The organism is Paenibacillus vandeheii (assembly GCF_030433635.1).
GTDB classification, from domain to species: domain Bacteria; phylum Bacillota; class Bacilli; order Paenibacillales; family Paenibacillaceae; genus Paenibacillus; species Paenibacillus vandeheii.
This window is the reverse complement of record NZ_JAROCD010000006.1, coordinates 66645-92500: the sequence shown is the minus strand read 5'-3', so window position 1 is coordinate 92500 and position 25856 is coordinate 66645. Positions and strand designations below refer to the sequence as shown.

Sequence of the window (25856 nt, the reverse complement as noted above, 5' to 3'; positions counted from 1 at the left end):
TAGGGTACCGTTTACTTGGGGAGAATCGCTTCTTTTCTATTCAGCCCCATTGCGCTAACGGGCACGGCTTGTTATTGAACGACCGGGATCGTTATTTCAAGATATTTATGATAGGTTTTGACTGGTTGGCCCTTGCTGTCTGAAATCACGGTCCAATCCTTTTTCACTGTCAATGTATATGGTTTGATCGTAATGGCGGTCGGCGTTTTGGCAAACGGCAGGTATGCCTCTTCTTCATGGTATTTGGTACCTGGACTGCTGTTGAAGTATCCGATCTGGTATACATTGAGTAAAAACCGACCACTTTTTCATGGCCGGCTCTTCTTCGTTAAAAACTTATAGATATCGCCAACTTATGTCTCTTGTGCAATATGTGCGTTATTCGGCGCTTTTTGGTTCATGATCGGAACCATGACCAGTGCGCCAAGAAGAAATAATAATCCTGCACCACCATAGATCGTACTCAGCGAAAAGGCACCCTTTAACGCGCCAGCGAAAGACATGGAAACGACCATCATGCCAACGAACATCGGATTCAGAACCCCATTTACCCGGCCGACAATCGAAGCCTCTGACCATTTCAGAATCATTGTGCTGATCCCAATATGAATGCAAGGGAAAACAAGTCCATTCAGAAATTGAACGGTCAGGGTCAGCGGAACGCTTGTCGAATATCCTACAATGGCTGTGCAGACTCCACCTGCGATCATACCTATCGCAAGAAGAACCTGCGGCGGAACCCGCTTGGCGAAGACGGCTACGATTCCGCCACCAATCAGCATAGCTGCGCCATTCACCATTAGCAGATATTGCAAGAACTCCTCGCTTCTGCCCAGTCGTTCCGTTACGATAAACAGGTTGAGCGCTTGGGCTACGCCAACAGCCAGTCCCGCGAGAATAAACGCAAGTCCGAGCATCCGCAGTACTAGGCTTTGCCAAACATAGCGGAAACCTTCAATGAATTCTTTACGGAACTGCCCTTTTACAGCAACGGTTTGAGCTTGCATACGATCTTCTGGCAGACGAATAAGAACGAGTGCAGAGAGCAGAAAAACTAAGCCCATGACAGCGATCGATATTTCAAGCCCAAACGTGCTGTAAACGAAGGTTCCGAGCATAGGACCAAGCACCATGAAGATGGCCATCAGCGATTGGAATAGAGCCATCCCTTGCTGAAGCTGTTCTTCGGGCACATGATATTTAAACAAACGCATACTTGAAGGTTGAGAGAACTGCGAAAGAATAGCCGAGATGAATGCGACAAGGTAAACGGAGTGCCAAGAACCGTAATGTATGGTCAGAAGTACTACAAATACCGATACTGCAGATAATAAATCGCACCAGATCATCGTTCGCTTCGGCCGCCAGCGGTCGGCAAATGTACCTCCGATGAACGAAAAAACAAAAATTGGTGCGAATTCGGCTACGCTGATTAGCGAAATGGCATATGGATCATTGTTTGTTCTATCCGCAACGTACAGGAGAATAGCGAAATTACGTACCCAAATGCCAACCTGCAGGAGCACGCTTGATAATAAAATCGTCTGCAGGAACCGATTGCGAAACATGCTTGGTACATTCATGTTTTTTTCGTGCCTATCCAATCTTTTCAACCTCCAATTTGTCCGAAAATATTCCCATTTCGAGTAAGATATGACTCTCCTTTCAATTCCTAATTATACGGACTTCCTCATCGTTCACCTCATACTAAAGACTGAATTTTCAGAGTGCATCTCCTTTGTTCTTGTTTTAATTTCTATAGGAACGCGCTAAACTGCCCGTTAGTTGAATAAAAGCAGCCGATTACGTCCGTCAGCTGCCTTCTTATGTTATTTATTTATCTTATCCCGTTAGCTTGATTTAAACTGCTAAGTTAACAGAAAACTGATGTAAAGCACCGGGTATCCCTCTAAAACATTAGAATTCCTTGGTTATCTAAGTGGGCAATCGGACTATGTTCATGTCCATTCCGGGAATCGGTACAAGTTCTTGTCCTTGGTTCGGGACACGAACTTGTACCGATATAATAAAAAAGCCGCCAAAATAGCGACTTTCAATGGGAACATGTTCTTATCCCTCGACATATCAACAGGGGTTAAAAAATTCAAGATTGTTTTATTTGTTTACATGGAATGGCCTTTTGATTAATTTTAGTCAAAACACGTCACTCACAATGATATTTCCCCATAAACTTTTTAATGTTTTACCATTAATCTTAACTTGATTTAATAGTTGTTCAACTGATTCGTACTTAATTCGTGCTTCTTCATTTTTCTTAATACAGTACCAACCACTTTCATTATAACTGATTAAAAAATGAGTATCATTCAAGATAAATTCTATTTCATGTCCGAGATTTAAATCTTCGGTGAATTCGTCGTAACTATACATCTTTTGTCTCCCTTCACAATGAAATCCCTACTTTTAGCACTAATAATACCTTATACTGTTCCCGGCAATCGGTACAAGATGATGTCCTTACTTGGACATCATCTTGTACCGATAAAACAAAAAAGCCGCTCAATTAGCGACTTCAATCGGACTATATTCTTGTCCCTCGACACCCACTTTGTATACATTTCTTGCACAAACATTGATTGCTGGCACTATTTTGTTCAGAATGATCTTTCTTAACACATGAGAATTAGTTTGGGGCCTTTGTACGAAGAAGCTTTAATCCTAGTCCGATAAAAACTACCCCTGTAATTTTAGTCAAATAAAAGCTAACTTTTTGGTTATTTTTTATTTTTCTTATAACGTATGCTGAAAAATGCGCAATGAACAGACACCATAGTAAACCAGTGAACGAAAATGTAAGACCTAAAATAATGAAAGGGATTGGACCGCTCGCTTGAGTACCGATGAATTGTGGAAGAAAGGCAATGAAAAATAATGAAACTTTAGGGTTCGTCAGACTTGTCAATAACCCTTGTATATATATCTTTCTTATATTTTGTTTGTTTAATTCAGTTGCATTGAAACTTGCATTTGTTTTATCAAGTAGCATTCTAATACCCAAATAAACTAAATAAATGACTCCAAGTATTTTGATGAAATTAAACACAAATACGGATTTTGTAAGTATAAGCGATAAACCGAAAGCAACTAAAAAAGTATGGATTAAGGAACCGCTGATAATACCAAAAACAGAATACACACCAGCTTTTCTACCTTGTGAAATACTTCTTCCTACAATGTACATGGTATCAGCACCTGGGATTAGATTTAATAAAATTCCTGCAAATAAAAACATTTCAAAATTTATTATTCCATACATTGAAAACACCACCTTTCAATTATTTTCACACGAAAGTGTAATATTAATTGTAAAAATGCTTTGTTGTCAATCTCTTATTGATCCAGTGTTCCAGCGGATTACTCACTTTGGTCTCTGTATCCGCATTCTAGAAAAGAGAAAGCAACTTGATTATATGTAATACATTTAATGAGATCGATCCTTTCAATCTTGAAGAGCAAAAAAGTGCATTCAAGAATGGTTTCGTTCTTGTAAGTCAACTTTCGCAGTAACGAGTGTGTAACTTATGGTACACCATCGTTCCTATCTGAACAGTCTCGTTTTTCATCTGTATTCATCGCCATTGCGATACAGCCCAGACCGTTCATTACATAAGGGCGAACAATGTCTATAAGCACATCGGTTCTTTCCTTTTCCTCTACATTTAACCAATAATGCGCAGCACCATAGATCGCTGAACCTGTCATGGCCGCCGCGATTTTTATATGATGCCTGTCCGCCCCATGGGGGGTATCCCCTTTCAGAAAAATGCTTTCTATGGTTTGCTGCAGCATTTTCTTTATTTTTTCATCGACAAGCTTAGCCATCGAATTGGAATCTATTCTGCAGATCCGATAAAAAATCTACGATGTATTGGTGCGTCAGCAAGATCAATTGGTCACATATTTCATCCGTAAACTCCTGTGCATTCGCCACATGCTCAGGAATCATCTCATGAAAAGCCTGTTCTGTAACTTCGTCAAGCAAAGCATATTTATCTTCAAAATGAGCATAAAAGGTGGCGCGGTTAATGGTTGCTTCCTGTGCGATATCCTTGATGGTGATTGCATCAAATCCCCTTCTCCGCAGCAAATCTCTGAACGCCGTTCTAATTAACTGTCGTGTACGCAGCACCCTCGGATCTTCCTGATTTACCATTTCTATGTCTCCTTATTAAACATCAATTATCACAATGTGTTGCCTATGCAACTTTCCTCTAACTCTGCCGGTTGAAATCATAAGCATACGATAATATCATCTTATCAAACAGGGTTGCTTAAACAATCTGTGAATAATTCTTTGAAAGGAAGGATCATATTGAACACCAGACCACATAGACTTTTGATATTTGGCGCCGGCGTGGTTGGCAGTGTATATGGACTCCGATTCGCACAGTCAGGACTGGACGTTACTTTACTGGCACGAGGAAAGAGACTGGAGGCGCTGAAAAGGGACGGACTGAAATACAACGATAATGGAACGATAAAGCAAATATCGATCAAGACGATAGAAAAGCTTGATAACGACGACATTTATGATTTCATTTTGGTCCCAGTCCGATATGATCAGGCCGAATCTGCCCTGTCTGCGATCAAGCATAATCGGAGCAAGACCATCGTCACCTTGACCAACACCATTGGATATGACTCTTGGCTTGAAATCGTGGGAGATCGCTTACTTCCGGGATTCCCGGGCGCCGGTGGAGACATCAAAGAAGATGTTCTATACGCCCAATTCGGTTCCGAAAAACATCAAGGAACCATTTTTGGTGAAATAAATGGACTGACGACCGAAAGAGTAAAAGAGCTTGCTAAAATATTTGAATCAGTGGATTTGCATTATGAGATTCAAAAAGACATTCAAGCATTCCATATTTCACATACTGCGTTGGCAATCGTCAACAAGCATTTCTATACAAATGACGGAATGGTGGATATAGATACAGCAAGAAGTGTAAGTACTCTAAGCAAGATTGCCGCAGGTATTAAACAAAACATCAAACTGGTAGAGCAAGCCGGCATTCCGGTAATCCCTCCCGAAACGAAGAAAATGGGAGAATTACCTGACAACGATATTATTTCAAGTTACCGCCAGATGCTGAGCAATGACTTCATAATTGATGTAAAGCTTGGGAACCATGCCATCAGCCAAAAAGCGGAAATAATGTTATTAGACGAGATTTTCATAAAATGATATCCGCCCGGCGATGACATCCCATAGACTCCAAAAAGGATGGCAAACGGCTGATATTATCCATCGCCACAAGAACTTGTCTTAATGAAATTGCAGAGAGAATTTTACATTATGTAGCTCGTGTAGGATGTTCATCGTACGCTACAGCACCTACTACCTGTACATATATTACTTTTAAGTTCCTATATCACTTTGAGGTGCGTACTTCTCATCTCTCTTATTCTCAGCCACAATAATGAGCATAAGAGAAAGGAGAAATGTCCATTGAAAACTGAACAATCTATTCCCCATTACACTGCACTAGTCATAGGTGCTGCAGGTGTGATTGGAGGAAATCTTATTGAATATCTCATGACACTCCCGGAATGGAATATCATTGGTGTATCGCGTCGTGGAGGGAAAGATACTCCTAGATTACGTTATATATCGGCCGATTTATTAAGCGAAGCGGATACCAAAGCGAAACTGTCTGATCTAACGTCGGTTACTCATATTTTTTATGCCGCTTATCAGGATCGTCCAACCTGGGCGGAACTGGTACAGCCTAACCTTGCGATGCTTGTCAATGTGGTAAATACCATCGAACCAATCGCACCAAACCTTCAACATATCAGTCTAATGCAGGGCTATAAGGTTTACGGTTCACATCTGGGTCCATTTAAAACACCCGCAAGAGAAACCGATGCTCATCATATGCCTCCTGAATTCAATGTCGATCAGCAGCAGTTTCTCGAAAATCGGCAGCCTAAAAGCAGCTGGACCTGGTCAGCCATGCGCCCGTCTGTTGTATGTGGATTTGCTCTCGGTAATCCAATGAACTTAGCTATGGTGATTGGAATATATGCTTCTATCTCTAAGGAGCTTGGCTTAGCGCTTCGCTTTCCGGGCAGACCGGGAGCTTTTCATTCCCTTCTTGAAATGACAGATGCATCACTTCTCGCTCGCGCGACAGTCAAGGCGGCAACCGATCCGCGCTGTGCCAACCAGGCATTCAATATTACCAACGGTGGTCTGTTTCGCTGGAATGAACTTTGGCCCAAAATCGCTGCTTTTTTTGAATTGGAAACGGCACCTCCACTCCCCCTCTCACTTGCAACAACGATGGCAGATAAAGAACCACTTTGGAATTCAATGATTGAAAAGTATGGTTTAATGAATACTCCCTATGAAGCGGTCTCTTCTTGGGTATTCGGTGACTTCGTCTTCTCTTGGGACTATGACTTCTTCGCAGATGGTTCCAAAGCTCGCCGTTTCGGATTTTACGAATTTGTTGAAACTGAAAGTATGTTTATGAATATATTTAAAGACCTACGTGAGCGCAAGATCATCCCTTAAAAGAATTATAATGCATAATAAGCCAATTCCTAATAATCAGGAATTGGCTTATTATGTTCTTCAAAGGTTAGAAGTCGGTGGTTTGAACAGGATTTTCCCTCGATCCCCATAAACCTTTTCTACATGTGTATCCCCCCATCTGCACATCAGATGAAGAATCTCTTTAAGACTCCACCCATATTCCGTTAACTCATACTCCACCTTTGGCGGAACTTGGTTATGGGAAATACGTAAGATGATCCCTGCCTCCATCAATTCATTTAATTGCTGTGTCAACATCTTCTGTGTAATGGCAGGTATCAGCTTCATCAATTCCCCATTACGTTTTTTACCAAAGGTAAGATGGAATAAAATAACCGGCTTCCACTTGCCTCCAATCACTTCAAGAAGAGCTTCAACTGCCGTGTTATAAACTCTGATTGGTTCATGCATATCACATCCAGCCTCATTTCCAAAATAAATTAAAGTACAGGTACCCTTTGTTACATCATATAAAAAAGTATTATATTAATGGTAAAAATCGGTGTCCTCCTGTAATTGTAATCTCCTTTATTCTATCACCCATTCGACTAATCTGTCCGTTAGCTTAAGCCACTAAAATAGCGACTTCAATCGGAATAAGATTTTGTCCCTAGACAATTTAATTATCCCTTCAAAAAATAATCATTGCGAATCGTTCAGATAACGTTATATTCACAAGGTGAGTGAAGTTGGAACGTTTTTCCCTTTTATTTAGTCTATATCTCCGCTAATTTTCCTCAGTTGTGTAATACTTCATGGTATACATCCAACTTGTAATTATGATAACCTACCATAGACATTATAGCTTCTATAGGGAGGCACACGACATTGATTAGTCTAGGAACATTATTTGCTTTTGGAGTTGTATCACTGGGGATGGTCTGTTCTCCCGGCCCTAATATGATTTACCTGATCTCACGTTCCATTGCGCAAGGGCGTAAGGCCGGCATTATATCTTTGTTGGGGGTTATGCTGGGATTTGGCGTTTATCTCATTGCGTCTATGCTGGGGTTAATCGCCATATTCAATACCGTTCCGATTATCTATACGGCAATGAAGTGGGCGGGAGCGGCTTATTTGTTTTGGCTCGCGTGGAAGATGATTAAGCCTGGCTCTACGACTATACTGGAACCGACTGCTCTCCCAATGGAGAAGCCCAAAAAACTATTTCTGATGGGCTTCATAACCAATTTGCTTAATCCCAAAATTGCGGTATTGTATATTTCACTTTTACCTCAGTTTCAGAATCCTGAAAAAGGCTCCTTACTTGCACAAGGTGCAATTCTGGGCTTAACGCAAATTCTAATCAGTTTTACAGTGAACCTCCTTATTGTTCTTACAGCAAGCAAGATCGCCAATTGGTTCGGAAAGCGCCCGACATGGCTTAAGGCACAGCGCTGGATCATGTCCGGTGTACTCGCTGGACTTGCCGTTAAGCTGGCTGTTCAGCGACGATAAATGACCTGTTAGGCAACATAGTGGAGTGAAATAAAGGGTACAAAAACCTAGCTCTTCAGCTAGATTTCTGTACCCTTTGTGTGTTTTTTTACTTGCTTTACAATTACTTGAGTTACTTTTTTTTCAGCGACCTTTTTAGCAGCCTTCTTAACAGCAGCTTTGACTACTTTTTAGACTTCCTTTACAACGAAGACGATAGTCCGTAGCTGTATTCGATTCAGTGGGTGACCTTTTCTTGGGACAAGACTTGTATTGATAAAATAAAAAGCCGCTAAAATAGCGACTAAAATGGGAATATGTTCTTGTCCCTCAACAATTTGGCCATAATGCTCCAGAAACCACCATCAGTATCGTTACTGGTATGTGATTCAATAATCAACACTTGCACCATCGTAATCTCCTATGTAACGAGGTCTAAGGCCGTCGAGACTAAACCGGTCTTTCGTGTATCTTAAAGAAACTTGTTACTTTAGAGCCTCACCATTTTTATGCAAGTTAGGCTAAAAGTGAACTATAGATTCATTAAATTTAATGATCAGAAAACAACATCTGAGGTTTTCAAAGGCTCGACTCCTTCACTATCCTCCAAAAAGGCCCCATCCGTTTTCTGATGAGGCTCTTTTTGTTAAACAGATCATTCAACTGTTATTTTACATACGGAATTTAAACTTATTGTACTTGAAGTGAATTACCAATTATCGATCTGAATGGTCAGGTACTCTTTTACGCATTCCAGCTAAACCTAATAATCCAAGCAACCCTAGCCATCCCCAGTCCATACGTTTACCGTCATCTGTTGAATTTGCTCTTACGGTATTTGGATTATAATTGTTGCTGTTGTAATGGTATGTGTTATTGTCTCTTCCATCAACAGCAGCTTCATTCACATCGTGAGCAGATGCAGGAACAGCTAAAGTAGCCATCAATAATACTGAAACTACAGCAGTTGTTAATTGTTTTTTCATAATACCAACCTCCTTTGATTGTGATGAGATTAAGTTCTCCCCAAAACCAAGACATTATTCCATGAATGATTATGGATCTATAGTCATTATTTTGATGCTCATATTTTTTGGAAATCAGTCTTTTTGAGAAAACTACCGCAAGGTTATTCAATCATGTCGAGGAGGAAGCGCCCCATGAAACAAGAAATACATTACGGAACTGATTACAAATTATTTCTGTTATTGAGGCGCGTTTTGGTGTAAATAGCAAACCTCAAGCAGTCATTTTGACCCACGGACACTTTGATCATGTCGGCGGCTTAATAGAACTTGTCAAGATGTGGGGAGTTCCCGTTTATGCACATCCACTGGAGATGCCATCCTCACGGGGAAAAAGAGCTACCCTGAACCAGACCCTACGGTTGAAGGTGGTTTAGTAGCAAAGATGTCCGGTTCATTCCCAAATGATCCGATAAACCTTGGGAGCAGCATACATGCGTTACCTTCTGACGGAACTGTCCCTCACATGCCAGGGTTTACATGGATTCATACCCCAGGACATTCTCCGGGTCATGTTTCGTATTTCCGGAAGCGAGATGGAGCGTTAATTGCAGGTGATGCGTTCACTACTGTGAAGCAAGAATATATGTATAAAGTAATCACCCAGGAGTTGGAGATCAGTGGCCCCCCTCGCTATTTAACAACAGATTGGAGATCTGCAAAGGAATCTGTTATTAAACTCAAGGAATTAAAGCCAGTCAGCGCTGTAACAGGTCACGGGTTGCCGATATCCGGTGAATTACTGACAGCAAGTCTGGAAAAACTGGTTAATGAATTTGATCAAATAGCCATCCCGGATTATGGAAAGTACGTTAATTAAACAACATCCTATTAGGATACAATTAACAATTATCGCAATTCCCAGAGTGCCCCTTAAAGTTCAGAATATTTCTGAACACCATAAGTATACTTATAAAAAAGCAAAAACCTTAGAGAATACTGCATGTGCAATATCTCTCTAAGGTTTTTGCTCTTTTTAGTTATTTGGTACAACGTGAAATTACTCTATTTTAAAGCTGTTACACTATTATTTATCAGAAGTTTTTCCATTCAAATCATGGTGAAGTTCTGTCGCCGGGATGACAGGCTCATAAATTTGTCCTTTTGGTACAGGATTGGAGATATACACGAAGTCTCCGGTTCCATCGGGAGCACTCCCTTTGGCCCATAAACCCTCACCTGATTCAGTTCCCTCAGAGAGATTCCAGAACTCATATGCTTCAGGTTGGGATTCCTGTTCTGCCTCAGGTGGGAATGAAGCCGGTACCACGACTCCGTTCTTCTCCTCCAGTTCTTGGATCGCGGCCATCCATTGATATTGATGGTAACGGTCACGTGCCAACATTTTACGGAAAGTTGCACGGACACCTTCATCGGTAGTCATATGATAGAGTCTAGCCACTTGAAGTCGACCCTGACTTTCGGCATGCAGGTTGGATCGCATATCTGCAAGAAGGTTACCACTTGCCACGATGTATGAACCGTTCCAAGGTACACCGTTAGAGTTAGTAGGTAAACCACCCAGACCGCTTACAAGTAAGTGTTGGGGATTGATACCGCCCATTATGGCTGCTGTAACCGGATCTTCAGCTGCTTTTTGTTGCTCAGCAGGTGTTGCCCCATCCAGCAATTGGCTAATCAATGCGCAGAGCATTTCGACATGGCCGATCTCTTCCGTACCGATATCCATGAGCATATCTTTGTATTTTTCTTCGCCCCTACAATTAAATCCTTGAAAAAGATACTGCATCATAACGGTCATTTCCCCGAACTGTCCACCTAACACCTCTTGGACTTGGCGTGCAAATACGGGATCCGGGCGATCTACTTTTACCTCAAATTGTAACTCTTTCTGGTGTCGAAACATATGAATCCCTCCATTAAGTAGTTGATCAATTTCAAAATGTATTTAACCTTCTCAAATGATTTTAAACAAGGGATTATAACAAAAAGACCAAGAATGGAGAGGCAGTACCTCCATTCTTGGTCTCTAAATACAATCTAATCATTTAGTAAAACATATTTTTGCTTATGTTTCGTCAGATTCGGGTCTTTTGATTTGAAGAGGTGGAGGCACTAGCCATCCTTTCTCTTTGTTCATTTGCAGTATTCTAACGCCTAGAGCCGTCTTGGTTACATGATATTTGGCAAATAATGCACCGATATCTTCTCGGATAGATTGTCCAATGACTTGACTCGCTGCAACTAACCCTAATGAAGTATCGGCTGCCAGTTTGGCTGCAATTTCAGGATCCGTGAATCTAGCGCCAGCCGGAATATCATCTAATTTCACCGGAGGTCGTTCTGGCAACATTGGGGCAGGTGCAATGCCATTTTCGGTCAACAGGGTATCACATTCTTTAATTTCAAGTTTGGCTTGATCCAGAAGATCATCCAGAAGTTTCTTAAGATCCTTGTCACCTGCATGATTCAAGAATGCTTGATAACAGGAAATGGCTCCTTTGGCAACCATGGAGCATTGCCATACACTAAAAATTTCTCCATAATGCAGCGGTTCATTTTTGGGATTGCCACTCAAAATGCCCCTCTTCAATTCTCCTCCTAATACGATGTCGTTTTACCGAATTATGTTTCACCAAATCAAATCATTATATTCTTGTGAGCAACCAAACATTGGTTAAGGATTTCCGCTTCCGTATATGCCGGAGCTTCCTAATGAGCATAGTCCGGGATTCCATGATTGAGACAATTAAATTAAGCGCATTAATTTCAACTTAAAAAGTTGGAGGCGTCGATACGGCAATGACCAGGGTCTCTCCTCGCCATACATTCTTATAGCTATGCGGCGTCTTAGCATCGTAATAAATACTATCTCCCTCTTCTAGCGTATATCTATCATTCCCAAGCATAAACTCCAAGCACCCAGACTGGACATACAGAAATTCCTCTCCTTCGCTGTGTCCTACACCAACATCACCAGAAGTGGCACCCTCTTCAAGAACCCCCCATATGGGTCCCATCTTATTTCTACTTCCCTGGCTAAGGGAATACCACGTAATACGTGATCCTTCAGAATGTACCAATGGTTTACGTTCGTTTTTTCTCACAACGATGCTTTGCTCTTTCTCTCCAAATAGATCAGTAAAATTAACATTCAACGCATTGGCAATCCTTTTTAGAACACTGATCGATGGATTCGCTTTGTCCCGTTCAATTTCGCTGAGAAAAGATAATGAAATGGAGCCTGCCTTTGCCACTTCTTTTAGTGTTAATTTCTGTTTTTTGCGGGTATTTCTAATGACCTCACCTATAGAATTCATCTTTCATTTCTCCTACACATTCATTTTTTTCGCTGCCAGCGAAATTTATATTTGATAATAATCAAAATATTGAGTAATAGCAAGCTTTCTTACGAAGGTTCAATTTCGGTGCAAAAACGTTGATTTACCAGCATTATTGGACTAAGATTTTAACAAGGCAGATGTGAAAATATCATCCCAGGACATTTACACATAATTCTTTTCCATATAACATTTCATTTTCAGCGAAATTTTAAAGGAAGGCGATGAACCATATGACTAAGCTTCCTAAGATTTACACCGTAGGCGATACTACTGTTACCCGAGTCACGGAAATGGTAATCAGTGGTGTTCCACCTGAAATTTATTTTCCAGGTACATGGGATCCCTCTTTTTTGGAAGCGAACAAAGAATCCTTCTCAGAGGGCTTGATTGATGAAAACTCTCAACTTATCGTCAGTATTGGCACCTGGGTCGTGAAAACACCCCAACATACAATTCTTATTGATACAGCGACAGGTAATGATAAAAATCTGCCACTGAATCCGGACCTTGCTAATCTGCATCTACCTTATCTCGAGCGACTTCAAGAGGCAGATGTTACTCCAGAAGAAGTCGATTACGTGTTACTAACTCATTTGCATGTGGATCACGTCGGTTGGAATACAAAGCTGGTTGACGGAAAATGGGTACCGACATTCCCGAATGCAAAGTACGTATTTCCTATTAAAGAACAAGAGTATTACTCCAGCGAAGCGAGCCATACCAAAGAAAATGAAGCGAACTTCAACGTTTACGAAGAGAGTGTACTTCCTATCATTGAGGCAGGCATGACGGAAACAATCGGTCCAGAAGGCGGAGAATTTCTAGATATATTTACATTCATTCCGACTCCAGGTCACAGTATTGGACAAATGTCCATTCGTCTTTCATCAGGTGATGAAGAAGCTTTGTTCGGGGCCGATATCATGCATCATCCGTTCCAAGTCATGAGGCCAGATTGGAATTCTATGTACTGTGAATTTGGTGATCAGGCTCGAATATCGCGCCTCTGGGCTTTGGAATACATCGCCGATCGTCCAATTATTTATTTCAGTACGCATTTCCCAGAGAGCTCAGCCGGTTATGTCACTAGAAGCCAAGATAGCTTCAACTGGCACTTTATCTAATACAAGAAAGAGAGGGGAAAATATGATGTCTAACCATACATTCAACAAATCTATCTCCATCGTATCTGAGAAATTTAACATTGCCAGCGATACGCCGGGGATTGAGCTATCGCTCCTTAATAAACGTCCTGCATCTATGACTGTCTTCTCTAATGAGAAGACAATCGTCATGGTCCATGGTGCTACTTATCCAATTGGTAGTTTATACGATGTGGAGCTAGACGGTTTTACTTTCCTTGATTACCTCGCTAGTCACGGCTATGACGTCTATGGTGTAGATGTTCGTGGCTATGGTGGATCCACAAGACCGCCAGAAATGGATCAACCTGCCGATCAGAATCCTCCGCTTGTCCGTACAGAAACCGGAGTTCGTGACTTTGGCTCGGCTGTAGACTTCGTCCTGAAGCACCGCAATCTATCGAAGGTCAATGTACTTGGGATGTCTTGGGGCGGCACAGTGGCTGGAGCATATACAAGCCTTAATAACAACAAAGTGAACAAGTTAACCCTTATTGCTCCTCAGTGGCTGAGCAATAAACCAATCCCTATTGATACTGGCGGCTCGCTTGGCTCTTACCGCCTTGTACCAGCAGGTACTACTAAAGAACGCTGGTTAAGTGCTGCTCCTGAAGGGAAACGTGACAGCTTGCTCCCTGACGGTTGGTTTGAGAAATGGGTTGAAGCAACACTGGCTTCCGATCCTAATAGCAAGACCGTACATCCTGAGCATATCCGCGCTACCAACGGGCCAATTCTAGACATACGTGAATATTGGACGGTTGGCAAAGCCTTCTACGAACCTAAAGATATCACCGTACCTGTCCTCCTAATTCATGCGGAGTGGGATATTGATGTACCGTTAGATTTGGCTCAAAATTTCTTTACTTCCTTAACCGGAGCCTCATATCGCCGTTGGGTGGAAATCGGAGAAGGAACTCACATGGTACTGCTCGAGAAAAATAGAGTTCAGGCGTTCCAAGCTGTTCAATCTTTTCTAGACGAGAATTACACACCAGCGGGTCAATAAACAACGCAATCAGCGGATTTCATTACATTCATTCTGACAACCGCAGCGTATTGCTGCGGGTGTCAGAATGAATACTTCTTCTTAAAATCTCACTAATATTGCAAGCAGTTTATCCAACAAGCGAATACTCAGCGCAACTGACTCAGCGCGGGAAGCAGAATCATTCGGTTTGAACATTCCGTTGCCCCTATAGCTTTCATTCCCAACTTCGCATTAATAGTTCCAGCGGCCCACGATTATGACGTTTCTTCCAATACACCGATGCGATTATCATAGCAACATAGAAAAGGAAAGCGTAGATCGTAGAAAATACAACACTTCCATTCTCTAACAGTCCTAGCCATTGAAGCGGGACAAGACCAAGCACAATATGAGCAACGTAATGGGTAAGGGACAGCTGGCCCGTGCTGACTAATGCTTGCATCCATCTACTCTCTTTCCATCGCTTACCCACTTGAATGCACAGGACCATTATGGACAGCGCCGATGCGGCTGCCGAACAGAAATAGATCAGATTGGGCGGCATCGGTTTAGTGCCAAAGAGCGATTGCGTGGCCTCAGACCCCAGACCCGGTGTAAGTTCACGAATGATAAGGTGTGAAAAGAGCTCCGCCATTATCGTAATAACGATGGTAATTCCAAGCAATCGGTTTCTGTTATCCTGTTGTTTCAGCCAATCCTTGCGCCCGATCCACAATCCAAGCAGAAAGAAGCCAAACCATGGAAAAAAGGGGTGAAACCCGTTAAACAGCAGATTTCGTACAAATCCGGACCATGTCCAGAGCCTAACATACTCATGATAATTTTCTGACCAACCGTAACTGTAGTCAAGATATATCAATTGAATCGCCGTTGTTATCAGAATTAATATCATCCATGTGAAAATCGTTTTATCCGATAATCGGAGTAACAAGGCCGATAGCGCAATGAACAGTGCATAATAGTGAAGAATGTCCGCGCTCCAGCCCATGACTAGCAACCCGATCCCGGCTAAGAACAGAAATGCAGCCCTGCGTAATAGCGTTCTTCGGATTGCCTTCAACTGTTTCACTTCTCCAGAAGCTCTCGCACGGGCTGTCATGAGGGACACACCCACGCCCGCAAGAATGACGAACAGCGCGGAAGCTCTACCCTCGAAAAGTTCTGTTGCAAACCTCAACCATTGAGGTCCTCCATTTTGAGCCTCCATAGCTAATTTATAATTGACTATCATCATACCTATAATGGCCATCGCTCTAGCCAGGTCCAGGCCGATGATTCTTCCATTCGGTACCTTGACTTTCATATCTTCCCCCCTGGCAGCCTGGATGTTATCCGATTTTATGGCTGCACCGCATTCGTTAGATGATTGGATTGCAGGAAATGAGTAATTTCCTCCATGTATCCCTTGACTGTAATATCCCTCGGCGCAAACAGGCTAATCAACAAAGCACGCGTGGGCGAATCGGCTGTCGCAGTAGTGAGCATGGAATGCTCTGCAGCCTTTAATATTTTGACATGTAACAGATCGGATGGGGATATGTGTTCCTTGTATACTTTTTCTGTTTCCTTTACATCCACATGAATATCATGATCTCCAAGCATGAGAAGGACCGGCGAATTGAAATTGGAAATATCGTTGGTAGCATCGGCAAGATAATTCTTGCTCACGAAGTTCCACCGATCTTTGGACATGACATTGTCAGGGTCCGCAGCACTCACATATTCAGCATAGGAAGCGCCTGCCTTTAGCAAATCCTTAATACGGTTATCTGCATTCACCTGCTCCTCAATCTCAAGCGAGGATCGACCTTCTTTTGTCATTTGACTACGCGTGTTGTATTCCCCCTGTGTCAGCCAATTGATTGCTGGAGAGACGAGAATACTAAAGGCTAACTGTTCTTTGCCCGCCAGTTTGGGAATAACCCATCCTGCCTGGCTCGCACCCCATACGCCGATGCGATTCGCGTCGATTTCCGGCTGCTGCCTCGCCCAGGTCAACACCTGTTGTGCTTCCTCCACTCGATCTTCCATAGTCTGGTCCAGCCAGTTACCATCTGATTCGCCAATTCCGCGTTTGTCCATCGACAATGAAGCATAGCCCAGCGAAGCAAGTCGTTCCCAAGGCGGTTTATATCCATCATCGTGCGTTGCATCAATTGCACCATCTCCATGAATAAACAACACCAAACCAAGCTTGCTGCTATAGTGCTCAGGTAATGTTAGCACTCCCGTCAGCTTGCCTTGTGGCGTGCTAATTTCTACGGCTTGTTCAATCATGTCAAAACTGTTCTGTTTTAAAATATATGCACCCGTTCCTCCAAAGAACAGTAGGATGATTAAGAGTGAAATCCCCCATTTTTTCTTCATTTTTATCGACATTCCTTTCCCATTTTCATTCTATATTTAGCGAATCATATAAATTCGTTCCATATGAATTGTTGGCCGGATGCTCACTGATTCTCCCCCTTTTCCCCAGCGTCATTTTCGACTGAATCAATACGAGCAAGCAGTTCGTAATGTATGCTTTCTTGTGTAAACAGCGACAAGTATGACTTCTCCACAAGAATTTGGGGTACCGTCAAATTCAGTTTATTGCAATCTGCAAAGGCTTGAAATTGAGCGGTATGTGGCTCAAGCCCTTCTTCCCCCTGGATCGAGAAACGGTATGATAAATACTCGCCAGCTCGCAACACAATGTCTCCTGGAGTGTCTTGCGCTTCGGTGCACAACCTCACACGAGATCCACCTTCGTATATGTAATGAATGTCGGTTTCGAACAGTGTTGGCAACTTATCCTGCTGCTCGGTCAACATGCGAGCATTTAGCTCGGTCTCAATGTCCATTTCGAACCATGAAGACAGAGCGAACGAATCACGTTGAATCACCTGAAAGGAAGGTGTCTTCTGTCCATATCGCTCGTTCTCGTCCAGCACCTTCCCGATCAAATCGCTTAATTTTCGAAGCTTGTGCATCTCCTCCTCGATCTTGGAAACAGACTGTTCGAGCAATTCTTTCATGTCATCCGGCGTCCCTTGGTCACTCCAATCCCGAATAGCTTGTACAGACAAGCCCGCCTTTCGAAGCAACAAAATATGTGAAAGCCGATAAATCTCATGAATGCCATACATCCGATATTGATTTTCGTCCATGTAGGACGGATACAATATGCCTTTTTCCTCGAAATAGCGAATTTGATGCACGGATACACCCATGAGTTTGGCGAACTCGCTAATGGTAATTTCCGGTTTCAACTGTTTTCTCCCCCATCTCCTTGAATATGAGTTAAGCATATACCTTAGGTCAGACCTAAGGTCAAGTCATGATAAATAAAAAAAGAATTTGAATCGCTTCTCTCGAAGTATGTGCTTGTCTAACTTCCAACAAAAGGTGTATCTATATATCAAAAAAAGCCACAAAATTAGTGCGGTTGATATCACCATCGTTTGTTTACCAACCACACACAGTAAAAAATAACCCGTTGATTTAGCCCAACGGGTTTTAAAAACTCAATTTGTTTACATATTTATCAACTGATCGTTGAAGCTGTATATTCTCTTTATCTGGGGTGCTCATAATAAAAATTGCAATCTTCTGAGATGTAAAAGGAACCATGGATTGAACTTCTTCTTTGATACGTTCATCCTGATACGGACAATTGCATCTAGATACACATTGGACCAGGAACTGCCCTATTATACTTAAAAATTTCTTGAAGCCTCCAGTAAGCGATTCGACAAATCATTTAGACTGGCTAGCGTCTCTTCAATTTCCTTGAATTCCACGGACTGACGCAACACCGTCGCATCGACCGTGGAGGTTTTGGAAAGAATCGTCTCAACCTTCTCCCTCATGCGGCCGATACGCTCTTCGGCTTGCTGTACCGCGTTCACACTATCGCCGGCCAGCTTGCGCACTTCGTTGGCTACAACCTGGAACGTTCTACCTGCGTTGCCTGCACGTGTCGCTTCAATACCAGCATTAAGTCCAATGATGTTCGTCTGCGTGGCGATCCTTTTTACCACATCGGTAATCTTCGTTGTCTCCAGAACTTCTTTCTTCGTTTGATCCGCTGACTTGCTCATCGATTCCTGTGCTTCCCTAAGCTCTTTGGACGTTTCTAGCAAATTGCTTATACTTGCCGTAATTTGTGTATTGGCTGAGACGAGCATTTCTGCCAAGTCAGACAGTTTGGACTGCCTAGCCAAGCTAACTCCGAACGCAATCGCGCCGACCACCTCATCGTTCTCATTGATTACAGGAATGGCAATTGTGCGCGATGGGATGCCAAACACTTCTTTCGGAATAGACTTGATGGCCATTTGTCTGGTTGTCATCGCAATTTCAATACCTTGACCTTTGGAGATTAGTGAACCGGGTTTTACATCCAATGGATTGCTGCGGTCTGGCGAATAAAATATTAATTTCTCTTTGTCAGAGATAGCTAGCGCAATATCTTCTTTCTGGCAAAGCTGGGCAAAAAACGGCGCAGCTTTGAAAATACTCTCCAATAATTCAGAGTGACTTGCTGTGAGTTCCAATTAAACCTCTCCTCTGTACGCATAATAACTCCACTTTATGTACTCAAATAATATTGTACCTTTAAAATGTTATTTCATTGTTAAGCGCATTTCGTATACTTTACATAGATATGGTTGTTGCTCCGAGGGCCAATACATAAGACACGACGATCAAAAACGTTTACGGATGGATGATCTTGGTACCTGTATTTTCTTCACGTAGTTGGTACTGATATTTCCCTCTTGGCAAGAGCTATCAAGAAATCAATGAAAAAGACACTGATATTTTATTCATCAGTGTCTTTTTCATTGATACATTTCCATCCACATCATGTTTCATCGTTGACTCAAACTAATTCACTTTAGCCCTTTTGGCTGTAACTAATTTAAAGCAACTTAATTATCTCTTCTAGCTCATCCACTAATACTTTTGCAAATTCAAAATTGGTATCTTTCAAAGCCAATTCTATTTTCATTTCAACTGATTTTTTCTGTTGTTCCGTTTCTAAATAGTCTCTATTAAAGTGACTCGCATAAATCATCTCTCTAAATTCTTCCATATTCATTTTTCTAATCGTTTTATCGTCAATGATTAAAACATAATCCATACCATTTACAACAGAATAGAAATCATGAGAAATCATGAGAATCGCACCTTTATAGTCTTCAATGGCTTTCTCCAGTGCTATTTGTGTATAGGTGTCTAAATGGCTTGTCGGTTCATCAAGAAGCAATACGTTTGCTTTGCTAGCAGAAATTTTAGCCAATTGAAGCAGGTTTTTTTCTCCACCAGATAAAGATTCTATCTTTTGATCAAGGATTTCTCCTTCAAAGCCATAGTTTGAAATATACGATCTGATCTCATCATACGTTTTAAACCCGGCATCGATAAATTCATCAAGTATCGTATTGGAATCCTCTAGCGTTTCGCCTTGAAGCTGAGACAAATAAGCCACTTTAACATCAGAATTGATTTCAATGGAATCATGATTGTTTTTAAAGATTTCCCGAAGCAAAGTCGTTTTACCGGTACCGTTTGGGCCGATAATAGCTACTTTATCTGTAGATTTGATCTCAAAGTTAACATTTTCTAAAAGCAGCTCATCAAAGGAAACACTATAATCATGGACATTTACTACAACGGTGTCTTCCATTTCATGATCGATACCAAACGTAATATCCGGCTGCTTAATATCAACAAATGGCGCTTTGATTCTACGGGCTTCCAATCTTTCTTGAAACCTAACTCTGGCTTTTAACGCTCTGCCTCTGGAGGCTTCCGAATTATACGTGGCGATCTCTCTAAGATTGTCGATGATGTGATCGTATCTCTCAATTTCTTCAGCTTCAGCAACCGCGATTTCTTGCAGCTCGATCTTAGTCTGAAGCAGCGAGAAGTTATAATCAATATATCGCCCATCAAACTCTTGGATCTCCGTGTTTTCAAGGTGTATAATTTTGTTGAAGCAATGATTCAATAGATATCGGTTGTGCGTAACAACTAGCAGCATTCCCTTGTGGGAATTAATAAGTTTTTTAAGCGCATTTAGGTTTTCAAAGTCCAAAAATACATCGGGTTCATCCATAATCAATAAGTCTGGACGATTAAGCATTTCCTTCATCACTTGAATAAGTTTGAATTCCCCACCACTCACGTCGGATATACTAAGATCTTTGAGCTTCATGAGGTTGGCCAGGTTTAGTTGCTTATTAATGGTGTTTTCGAAATTATCCCCATCCATCGAATCGAATGCGTCTAAAGCGAATTGAACCTTTTCCAGCAACGTATCCATATCTGATGTGGTTTCCATTTCAGCATAAATCGATGTAATTTCATCTTGTATCTTAATAAATTCTTCTCCGATATATTCAAAGACGGTCATTTCTTTCGTTTTGTCGACTTGCAAGAACTGACTGACATACCCGATTCTGTAATCTGGGTCTATCTCTAACTTGCCATCGAACAAATACCTTTCCGGATCCATGATTATATCGATCAGTGTACTTTTCCCACTGCCGCTTGTTCCTATAAAAGCGCAATGTTGTCCCTCTTCAAGCGTAAAGGAGATGTCTTTATATAGTTCCTTTTGCGGAAATGAGAAGGATATGTTATCAACTTTTATCATAGTGTTACCTTTCTTTATAACTAAAATGGTGACTATTATTGAATATCTTGTCGAACACAGACTTTTAGAGTAACACTGTTTACCCCCAAGTTCAATGCATTTGTAGCCCTTGCCCCACTTCGAAATTCTAATACTTTCTTTGAATGGTGGCTCGTTCGACCACAATATGGTTTCAAAAGGGATGGAATACGCAGCAGCTGGACGTTTATCCAATCCCATGAAAATACATCAAACAAAATCATGACAACGATCCATCCTACGCATATTATGGAACCAAGCATTGTACCTTGGCACAAGGATATGACTAATGCCATGCTTCGCGACGATAGAGCTATGGCAGATTCGCAACTATATGGGGTTGATATGCGCAACGCAGCGGCAATGAACATTGAGCTGATGAAATCGACTGCAGCAAATGCTGCTCGAGAGTTCTTCAACACTCCCTGCATTAGCCAAACAAAAAAATCGCCCTATTTATGATACGGTTCACCTTAACGGGTCTATCGGCGAAAAGATTCTGCTCCTCCCTCCTTCTCCACCGTCTTCAGATACCGAGCGTGGGACATTTGGGAGAGGATTAGTGCAATTTGCAAACTCAAAATTCTTGGTGAACGCGCCTAAGTTTGCACTCCTTCTTTCATCCGCGTTTATCAAAAAAACGACCTCCTTAGAAACATTTACACCTCAGACGGTTTTGTCCCACTTATTTTAGGGTGTTGATGGCAGCTAGAACAGCACTTATCGTTGTGCTTTCTTTAACCATTGCTGTTAAAACTGCTGCATTATGTTATCTATCAGATCAATGGCACTTATTTCATTATTTTTGGGGCGCATTTCCTGGGGAAAGAACAATTCCACTTTCACAACAATTAAAGGCTTTAGGAAGCGGGAAAATAATCAGTGCCCATCTTGCGCAATTTTGATGGGAGCGCAAGTTCTCGTTGAACGAACGGGCGGAATAACCCAATAAACAAGATATACGGTGAGGGAAAGTGAGTCAGCCGGTAAATTCTTGTACCCACTCGCCTTTGAAGTAAGCAATACCGATTTTGTAAAGCTGCTGTTCAAGATGTTCGCTTTGTGCCCTTCGCTGTTCATCCACTCGTTCATAACTTGCGAAGGACGTTTGGCCTTTGGCGATGTTCTCGCCTGCTGCGCTATAAACGATCCCGAACTTGCCCATCATTTCGAACGGGGACCCGTACGTCGGAGACGTATGATCGAAATAATTGTTATCGAACATATCCTGAGCCTTGGCCATAGCCATCTTGAACAATTTACCGTCCATGCCAAGGGGACTAAGACCTGCCGTAGCTCTTTCTTTATTCACCAATTGCAGAACATGCTGCTCAAATTGGGATGCATCTACGGTCTGTTCCGCGGGATTCCCTGCCGGATTTTCCTCGCCTATGAGCCATTTTGGAGCTGCATCAGGCGCTTGTTTGGTCGATATAGATGTTCTCCGTGTCCCAGGAGAAGCTATTGACGACGCCTGTGTCACGGTAGGTGCCGGTGCAGCAGGATCGGCGGGAGTCTCAACGCGCGCTTGTTTGGGAACCGTTTGATGGTGTGCCATGTTATGATTGGCCGCGCAGCCCGTTGCCAGCAATATACCTGCTAATGCGATATATTTTTTCAATGTATCCACACCCTCGATGCCGTGATAAACTGATGACGGACAGGACACGTGATCGTTTGTTCTGCCGATCTCAGTTTCCTGGATTATTATTCCTCGGGTTACATTGTCGCTATTCATTGGCACCGGAACCGAAGTGCAAATTGTTGTCCCCCTACTCGGCAGAATGAGATACAACCGATTCGAGAACTGGAACGCGTTCCTTTTCTGGCCGACGGCGTGCATGAGGCGATTATCGACGAACCTACCGTACAAGTAGTTCATCTATTGGGCATTTATCTCCTTGCCCCACAAGCATTAAGTCCAAAAATTTCGCCATACTTATGAACGGTTCACCGTACCTCAAGTAAATCATTTGCCCTTCAATCCTAGTCCTACGAATTGTTTCTGATCTATCCCTAACTACTTCGTCCCCTATCCTTGCAGCAAACTCAAATCCATTATCCCAATCAAAGGTATCAGCTTAATAAATATCATATTTTTCTTCTCCATAGAAACCCATCTATAACATCCGCATCTCTCCGCCATCTGTTCTCTAAGCTAATTTATGTAGTTCCTTTAAAGCCGTTTCCTAGCCATGTCTAAAGCATACAATTTGATTTTTGGTATAGAATAAAGTAATATAGAGATATTGCAAATTACCAATATACTTTTGTTCGATTAGTTTATATGCATTCCAAGCAAAATAGATTTTATTAAGATTAGAAAGGGGCGGGAACCCTTGAATCGGAAATCAACTATCATAAATGACGAACAGGCGGTTGAAATTTTCAAGGCTCTGTCAAATCAAATAAGAGTAAATATTCTGCAAATGTTGAAAGAACCTGATAAAAATTTTTCCCCGCAGGCCCATGTCATCAAAGAAAAAGACTTTGATGGCGGGGTTTGTGTTAGTGATATTCGCAGCAAAGCAGGACTATCACAGCCCACTACCTCCCAGTATTTATCAATCCTATTGCAAAGCGGGCTGGTGGAAATGAGACGAATCGGACAATGGACTTATTATCGACGCAATGAGGAAACCATTAAACAGTTTGAAAAGTATATAGGCTTAAAAATATAACCCTTTAAGGAGGATCATGAGTGAGTTTTGAAAATCATCGTGCCTATAACAGCATGTACCAGAAGGACAAAATGACACTCGGATTTGTCCTCCCGACTGCCAGGATGTCTAAAAATCCGATTATGGAGAATCAGCTGGAGCTTGCCCGTAAAATTGAGGAGTTTGGCTTTGCTTCATTATGGCTCCGTGATATTACGATGCAGAATTTGAATATTGATGATAACGGTCAAAAATACGATTTATGGATTTATTTGACGTATCTTGCTGCCTATACGAAGCACATTGCATTAGTGACAGGAAGTGTAGTTCTCCCTTTGCGCCACCCCGTCAGGGTAGCCAAGGAAGCTGCATCAATCGATCAATTATTTCCAGGTCGATTGATTATGGGAGTGGCATCAGGGGACAGGGAAAAAGACTTTACAGCTTTAGGGATATCTAAGCAAGAAAGCGGCCCGTTATTTAAAGAAAATTTCGAAATTCTCGACCGGCTGTTAAAAGAGGATCAGCCGACAATCCACAGCCACGCCGGGCTGATCGATGGTATAGATATGAGGTTAATCCCAAAGCCTGTATCTTCGATTCCGACTATGGTAACTGGATTTAGCAATCAGACTATCAATTGGATAGCCATGAATGGAGATGGGTGGCTTCAATACCCAAGAAGCATTATTCAACAGGCGCAGCTTATTCAGGATTATCGTGCTTTAACTGAAGTTCATGCTCATGCTCTAGGAGATTTCAAACCCTTCTCTCAAAGCTTTTTCATCGATTTATCTGAAAATCCAGATGAATTGCCTGTCCCCATACCCTTAGGCTATTCCGTGGGAAGAAACCGTTTAGTTGATCTACTTCATGAATTTCAAGCGATTGGTGTCAACCATTTGGCGTTTGTTCTGTATTTTTCCAAGCGCCCTCCAGTGGAAGTAATCCAGGAACTTGGAGAATTTGTTGTACCTTACTTCCCAACCCATAAAGGTACAGGCCAGCTTTAAATTAATTAAATTGTATAAAAGGAGGAAGAATTTTGACAAAAAAAATAGAACTGTCAGTACTAGATCCCTCCCCAATTGTCGAGGGAGGATCAGCCGAACTTTCCCTTCAAAATACGCTTGATCTAGCAAAGAAAACAGAGCAGTGGGGATATAAACGGTTTTGGCTTGCTGAACATCATAATTGGGTAGGAATGGCGAGTTCAGCATCCCCGATCGTAATTGGACGAGTAGCCTCTGTCACGGAAAAAATGCGGATTGGATCAGGCGCAATGCTGCTTTCCCATTATTCTCCTCTTTCCGTGGCTGAGCAATTTGGAACATTAGAAACCTTCTTCCCTGGCCGGATCGACCTTGGATTGGGGCGGGCACCTGGCACCGACCAATATACAGCAAATGTATTGCGGCAGCGGGTTGCTGGTGAACCTGAATTTGATGCCCGGCTTGAGGAGCTTATCGCATATCTTTATGGTACAGGAACAACCACTAAAAATGGTTCATTTAGCTTTCACGCCATTCCCGGCGAAAAAACAAATGTGCCAATTTGGCTGTTAGGTTCAGCGTTTTATAGTGCACAATTGGCTGGAATACTTGGGTTACCATTCTCTTTCGCTGGACATTTTGCTCCAGGTAACATGATGGAGGCCATACAACTGTACCGGGATTCTTTTCGTCCGTCTCAATTTTTGGTGGAGCCTTATGTACTGTTAGCCGTTCAAGTGGTGGCTGCTGATGAGAAACAGGAGGCACAAAGGCTTGCCACTTCGATGTATCAAAAATTTCTTTTGTTAACCCGCGGACAGTCTTCGCCCATTTTGCCTCCTGTTGATAATATGGACGAGCTTTGGAACGATAATGAACGCAGAGCGGTTGAAGAACAGCTTTTCACTTCCATCATCGGGGACCCCGCAGGTGTGAAGCAGCAGCTCCATGAGTTAATAGAAAAGACTGACGCTGATGAAATTATGGCTCATACAGAGATTTTTGATCATAAGGCACGGCTGCGCTCTTATGAAATTTTGGCGCAGGCTGCAGTAAATTAAACAGTGTCTAGTCTAAT

General features: G+C 42.1%; 26 protein-coding genes and 1 pseudogene. 11 read left to right on the top strand and 16 right to left on the bottom strand.

What is annotated here, in order from left to right:
* Nucleotides 1-353: 353 nt before the first annotated feature.
* The 5 genes from P5G61_RS13000 to P5G61_RS12980 form a co-directional block, all read right to left on the bottom strand.
* Complete coding sequence (locus P5G61_RS13000; protein ID WP_301246880.1) at nt 354-1583, bottom strand: MFS transporter; 1230 nt, start codon at nt 1581-1583, stop codon at nt 354-356.
* Between the two features lie 571 nt (nt 1584-2154).
* The gene (locus P5G61_RS12995; RefSeq protein WP_285075593.1) at nt 2155-2391 is read right to left on the bottom strand and encodes a hypothetical protein; all 237 of its coding nucleotides are present in this window, start codon (nt 2389-2391) and stop codon (nt 2155-2157) included.
* Between the two features lie 253 nt (nt 2392-2644).
* Complete coding sequence (locus tag P5G61_RS12990; RefSeq protein ID WP_301246878.1) at nt 2645-3277, bottom strand: LysE family translocator; 633 nt, start codon at nt 3275-3277, stop codon at nt 2645-2647.
* A 263-nt stretch (nt 3278-3540) separates the two neighbouring features.
* Nucleotides 3541-3843 (bottom strand): hypothetical protein, encoded by a 303-nt coding sequence (locus tag P5G61_RS12985; protein ID WP_301246876.1) that lies wholly within the window; start codon nt 3841-3843, stop codon nt 3541-3543.
* Entirely contained in the window at nt 3836-4174 is a 339-nt protein-coding gene (locus P5G61_RS12980) for a TetR/AcrR family transcriptional regulator (RefSeq protein WP_301246874.1), read from the bottom strand. The genes P5G61_RS12985 and P5G61_RS12980 overlap by 8 nt, the downstream gene beginning before the upstream one ends.
* Nucleotides 4175-4333: 159 nt before the next feature.
* On the opposite strand from P5G61_RS12980, the gene P5G61_RS12975 reads away from it, so the two are divergent.
* On the top strand, nt 4334-5209 hold the full coding sequence (locus tag P5G61_RS12975) for a 2-dehydropantoate 2-reductase N-terminal domain-containing protein (RefSeq protein ID WP_301246873.1): 876 nt from the start codon (nt 4334-4336) through the stop codon (nt 5207-5209).
* A 264-nt stretch (nt 5210-5473) separates the two neighbouring features.
* Nucleotides 5474-6544, top strand: coding sequence for an SDR family oxidoreductase (locus P5G61_RS12970; protein WP_301246871.1), 1071 nt, complete (start codon nt 5474-5476; stop codon nt 6542-6544).
* Between the two features lie 60 nt (nt 6545-6604).
* On the opposite strand, the gene P5G61_RS12965 is transcribed toward P5G61_RS12970, so the two are convergent.
* Nucleotides 6605-6976: a winged helix-turn-helix transcriptional regulator gene (locus P5G61_RS12965; protein WP_024629997.1), complete on the bottom strand. Its 372-nt coding sequence runs from the start codon at nt 6974-6976 to the stop codon at nt 6605-6607.
* A 417-nt stretch (nt 6977-7393) separates the two neighbouring features.
* Here P5G61_RS12965 and P5G61_RS12960 point away from each other — a divergent pair, with 417 nt between their 5' ends.
* The gene (locus P5G61_RS12960; RefSeq protein ID WP_301246869.1) at nt 7394-8023 is read left to right on the top strand and encodes a LysE family translocator; all 630 of its coding nucleotides are present in this window, start codon (nt 7394-7396) and stop codon (nt 8021-8023) included.
* A gap of 695 nt (nt 8024-8718) precedes the next feature.
* Here P5G61_RS12960 and P5G61_RS12955 read toward each other — a convergent pair.
* Nucleotides 8719-8988, bottom strand: coding sequence for a WGxxGxxG family protein (locus P5G61_RS12955; RefSeq protein WP_024629995.1), 270 nt, complete (start codon nt 8986-8988; stop codon nt 8719-8721).
* Between the two features lie 206 nt (nt 8989-9194).
* Here P5G61_RS12955 and P5G61_RS12950 point away from each other — a divergent pair.
* A pseudogene (locus P5G61_RS12950) lies at nt 9195-9847 on the top strand (MBL fold metallo-hydrolase); the annotation flags it as partial.
* Between the two features lie 207 nt (nt 9848-10054).
* Here the strand turns inward: P5G61_RS12950 and P5G61_RS12945 are convergent.
* The 3 genes from P5G61_RS12945 to P5G61_RS12935 all read right to left on the bottom strand — a co-directional run bounded on the left by P5G61_RS12945 (nt 10055) and on the right by P5G61_RS12935 (nt 12308).
* Nucleotides 10055-10894 (bottom strand): manganese catalase, encoded by an 840-nt coding sequence (locus P5G61_RS12945; protein ID WP_079345330.1) that lies wholly within the window; start codon nt 10892-10894, stop codon nt 10055-10057.
* Nucleotides 10895-11056: 162 nt separating this feature from the next.
* Complete coding sequence (locus tag P5G61_RS12940) at nt 11057-11581, bottom strand: DUF3231 family protein (RefSeq protein WP_301246867.1); 525 nt, start codon at nt 11579-11581, stop codon at nt 11057-11059.
* A 181-nt stretch (nt 11582-11762) separates the two neighbouring features.
* Nucleotides 11763-12308 carry a helix-turn-helix domain-containing protein gene (locus P5G61_RS12935; RefSeq protein ID WP_301246866.1) on the bottom strand — a complete coding sequence of 182 codons (546 nt, stop codon included), beginning with the start codon at nt 12306-12308 and terminating at the stop codon, nt 11763-11765.
* A 254-nt stretch (nt 12309-12562) separates the two neighbouring features.
* Between P5G61_RS12935 and P5G61_RS12930 the strand changes: the two genes are divergently transcribed.
* Together P5G61_RS12930 and P5G61_RS12925 are read left to right on the top strand one after the other, a co-directional pair.
* Nucleotides 12563-13456, top strand: coding sequence for an MBL fold metallo-hydrolase (locus P5G61_RS12930; RefSeq protein ID WP_301246864.1), 894 nt, complete (start codon nt 12563-12565; stop codon nt 13454-13456).
* Nucleotides 13457-13481: 25 nt separating this feature from the next.
* On the top strand, nt 13482-14483 hold the full coding sequence (locus tag P5G61_RS12925) for an alpha/beta hydrolase (protein ID WP_301246862.1): 1002 nt from the start codon (nt 13482-13484) through the stop codon (nt 14481-14483).
* 196 nt (nt 14484-14679) lie between these two features.
* On the opposite strand, the gene P5G61_RS12920 is transcribed toward P5G61_RS12925, so the two are convergent.
* The 5 genes from P5G61_RS12920 to P5G61_RS12900 form a co-directional block, all read right to left on the bottom strand.
* Nucleotides 14680-15768, bottom strand: coding sequence for a DUF418 domain-containing protein (locus P5G61_RS12920; RefSeq protein ID WP_301246860.1), 1089 nt, complete (start codon nt 15766-15768; stop codon nt 14680-14682).
* A 35-nt stretch (nt 15769-15803) separates the two neighbouring features.
* The gene (locus P5G61_RS12915; RefSeq protein ID WP_301246858.1) at nt 15804-16832 is read right to left on the bottom strand and encodes an alpha/beta hydrolase family protein; all 1029 of its coding nucleotides are present in this window, start codon (nt 16830-16832) and stop codon (nt 15804-15806) included.
* Between the two features lie 83 nt (nt 16833-16915).
* Nucleotides 16916-17716, bottom strand: a complete 801-nt coding sequence (locus tag P5G61_RS12910) for a helix-turn-helix domain-containing protein (RefSeq protein WP_301246856.1) — start codon at nt 17714-17716, stop codon at nt 16916-16918.
* Between the two features lie 447 nt (nt 17717-18163).
* Nucleotides 18164-19003 (bottom strand): methyl-accepting chemotaxis protein, encoded by an 840-nt coding sequence (locus tag P5G61_RS12905; protein WP_301246854.1) that lies wholly within the window; start codon nt 19001-19003, stop codon nt 18164-18166.
* 365 nt (nt 19004-19368) lie between these two features.
* Nucleotides 19369-21108, bottom strand: coding sequence for an ABC-F family ATP-binding cassette domain-containing protein (locus P5G61_RS12900; protein WP_301247224.1), 1740 nt, complete (start codon nt 21106-21108; stop codon nt 19369-19371).
* 240 nt (nt 21109-21348) lie between these two features.
* Between P5G61_RS12900 and P5G61_RS12895 the strand changes: the two genes are divergently transcribed.
* Together P5G61_RS12895 and P5G61_RS12890 are read left to right on the top strand one after the other, a co-directional pair.
* Nucleotides 21349-21588 carry a Rossmann-fold NAD(P)-binding domain-containing protein gene (locus P5G61_RS12895; RefSeq protein WP_301246852.1) on the top strand — a complete coding sequence of 80 codons (240 nt, stop codon included), beginning with the start codon at nt 21349-21351 and terminating at the stop codon, nt 21586-21588.
* A 239-nt stretch (nt 21589-21827) separates the two neighbouring features.
* Nucleotides 21828-22031: a hypothetical protein gene (locus P5G61_RS12890; RefSeq protein ID WP_301246850.1), complete on the top strand. Its 204-nt coding sequence runs from the start codon at nt 21828-21830 to the stop codon at nt 22029-22031.
* Nucleotides 22032-22105: 74 nt separating this feature from the next.
* Here P5G61_RS12890 and P5G61_RS12885 read toward each other — a convergent pair whose 3' ends face one another.
* Entirely contained in the window at nt 22106-22864 is a 759-nt protein-coding gene (locus tag P5G61_RS12885; protein ID WP_435874149.1) for a CAP domain-containing protein, read from the bottom strand.
* A gap of 619 nt (nt 22865-23483) precedes the next feature.
* On the opposite strand from P5G61_RS12885, the gene P5G61_RS12880 reads away from it, so the two are divergent.
* The 3 genes from P5G61_RS12880 to P5G61_RS12870 are packed head-to-tail and all read left to right on the top strand — an operon-like array spanning nt 23484 to nt 25839.
* On the top strand, nt 23484-23807 hold the full coding sequence (locus P5G61_RS12880) for an ArsR/SmtB family transcription factor (protein WP_301247223.1): 324 nt from the start codon (nt 23484-23486) through the stop codon (nt 23805-23807).
* A gap of 20 nt (nt 23808-23827) precedes the next feature.
* Nucleotides 23828-24799: a TIGR03571 family LLM class oxidoreductase gene (locus P5G61_RS12875; protein WP_301246848.1), complete on the top strand. Its 972-nt coding sequence runs from the start codon at nt 23828-23830 to the stop codon at nt 24797-24799.
* A 32-nt stretch (nt 24800-24831) separates the two neighbouring features.
* Nucleotides 24832-25839 (top strand): LLM class flavin-dependent oxidoreductase, encoded by a 1008-nt coding sequence (locus P5G61_RS12870; protein WP_301246846.1) that lies wholly within the window; start codon nt 24832-24834, stop codon nt 25837-25839.
* Nucleotides 25840-25856: the final 17 nt, after the last annotated feature.

Excerpts from the sequence above, each read along its gene's own strand:
- P5G61_RS12985 (WP_301246876.1), bottom strand. The coding sequence starts at position 3,843 with ATGGCTAAGCTTGTCGATGAAAAAATAAAGAAAATGCTGCAGCAAACC.
- P5G61_RS12935 (WP_301246866.1), bottom strand. The coding sequence starts at position 12,308 with ATGAATTCTATAGGTGAGGTCATTAGAAATACCCGCAAAAAACAGAAA.
- P5G61_RS12895 (WP_301246852.1), top strand. The coding sequence starts at position 21,349 with ATGACAACGATCCATCCTACGCATATTATGGAACCAAGCATTGTACCT.
- P5G61_RS12890 (WP_301246850.1), top strand. The coding sequence starts at position 21,828 with ATGGCAGCTAGAACAGCACTTATCGTTGTGCTTTCTTTAACCATTGCT.
- P5G61_RS12980 (WP_301246874.1), bottom strand. The coding sequence starts at position 4,174 with ATGGTAAATCAGGAAGATCCGAGGGTGCTGCGTACACGACAGTTAATT.
- P5G61_RS12920 (WP_301246860.1), bottom strand. The coding sequence starts at position 15,768 with ATGAAAGTCAAGGTACCGAATGGAAGAATCATCGGCCTGGACCTGGCT.
- P5G61_RS12915 (WP_301246858.1), bottom strand. The coding sequence starts at position 16,832 with ATGAAGAAAAAATGGGGGATTTCACTCTTAATCATCCTACTGTTCTTT.
- P5G61_RS12990 (WP_301246878.1), bottom strand. The coding sequence starts at position 3,277 with ATGTATGGAATAATAAATTTTGAAATGTTTTTATTTGCAGGAATTTTA.
- P5G61_RS13000 (WP_301246880.1), bottom strand. The coding sequence starts at position 1,583 with ATGAATGTACCAAGCATGTTTCGCAATCGGTTCCTGCAGACGATTTTA.
- P5G61_RS12885 (WP_435874149.1), bottom strand. The coding sequence starts at position 22,864 with ATGAATAGCGACAATGTAACCCGAGGAATAATAATCCAGGAAACTGAG.
- P5G61_RS12945 (WP_079345330.1), bottom strand. The coding sequence starts at position 10,894 with ATGTTTCGACACCAGAAAGAGTTACAATTTGAGGTAAAAGTAGATCGC.
- P5G61_RS12930 (WP_301246864.1), top strand. The coding sequence starts at position 12,563 with ATGACTAAGCTTCCTAAGATTTACACCGTAGGCGATACTACTGTTACC.
- P5G61_RS12955 (WP_024629995.1), bottom strand. The coding sequence starts at position 8,988 with ATGAAAAAACAATTAACAACTGCTGTAGTTTCAGTATTATTGATGGCT.
- P5G61_RS12925 (WP_301246862.1), top strand. The coding sequence starts at position 13,482 with ATGTCTAACCATACATTCAACAAATCTATCTCCATCGTATCTGAGAAA.
- P5G61_RS12995 (WP_285075593.1), bottom strand. The coding sequence starts at position 2,391 with ATGTATAGTTACGACGAATTCACCGAAGATTTAAATCTCGGACATGAA.
- P5G61_RS12965 (WP_024629997.1), bottom strand. The coding sequence starts at position 6,976 with ATGCATGAACCAATCAGAGTTTATAACACGGCAGTTGAAGCTCTTCTT.
- P5G61_RS12900 (WP_301247224.1), bottom strand. The coding sequence starts at position 21,108 with ATGATAAAAGTTGATAACATATCCTTCTCATTTCCGCAAAAGGAACTA.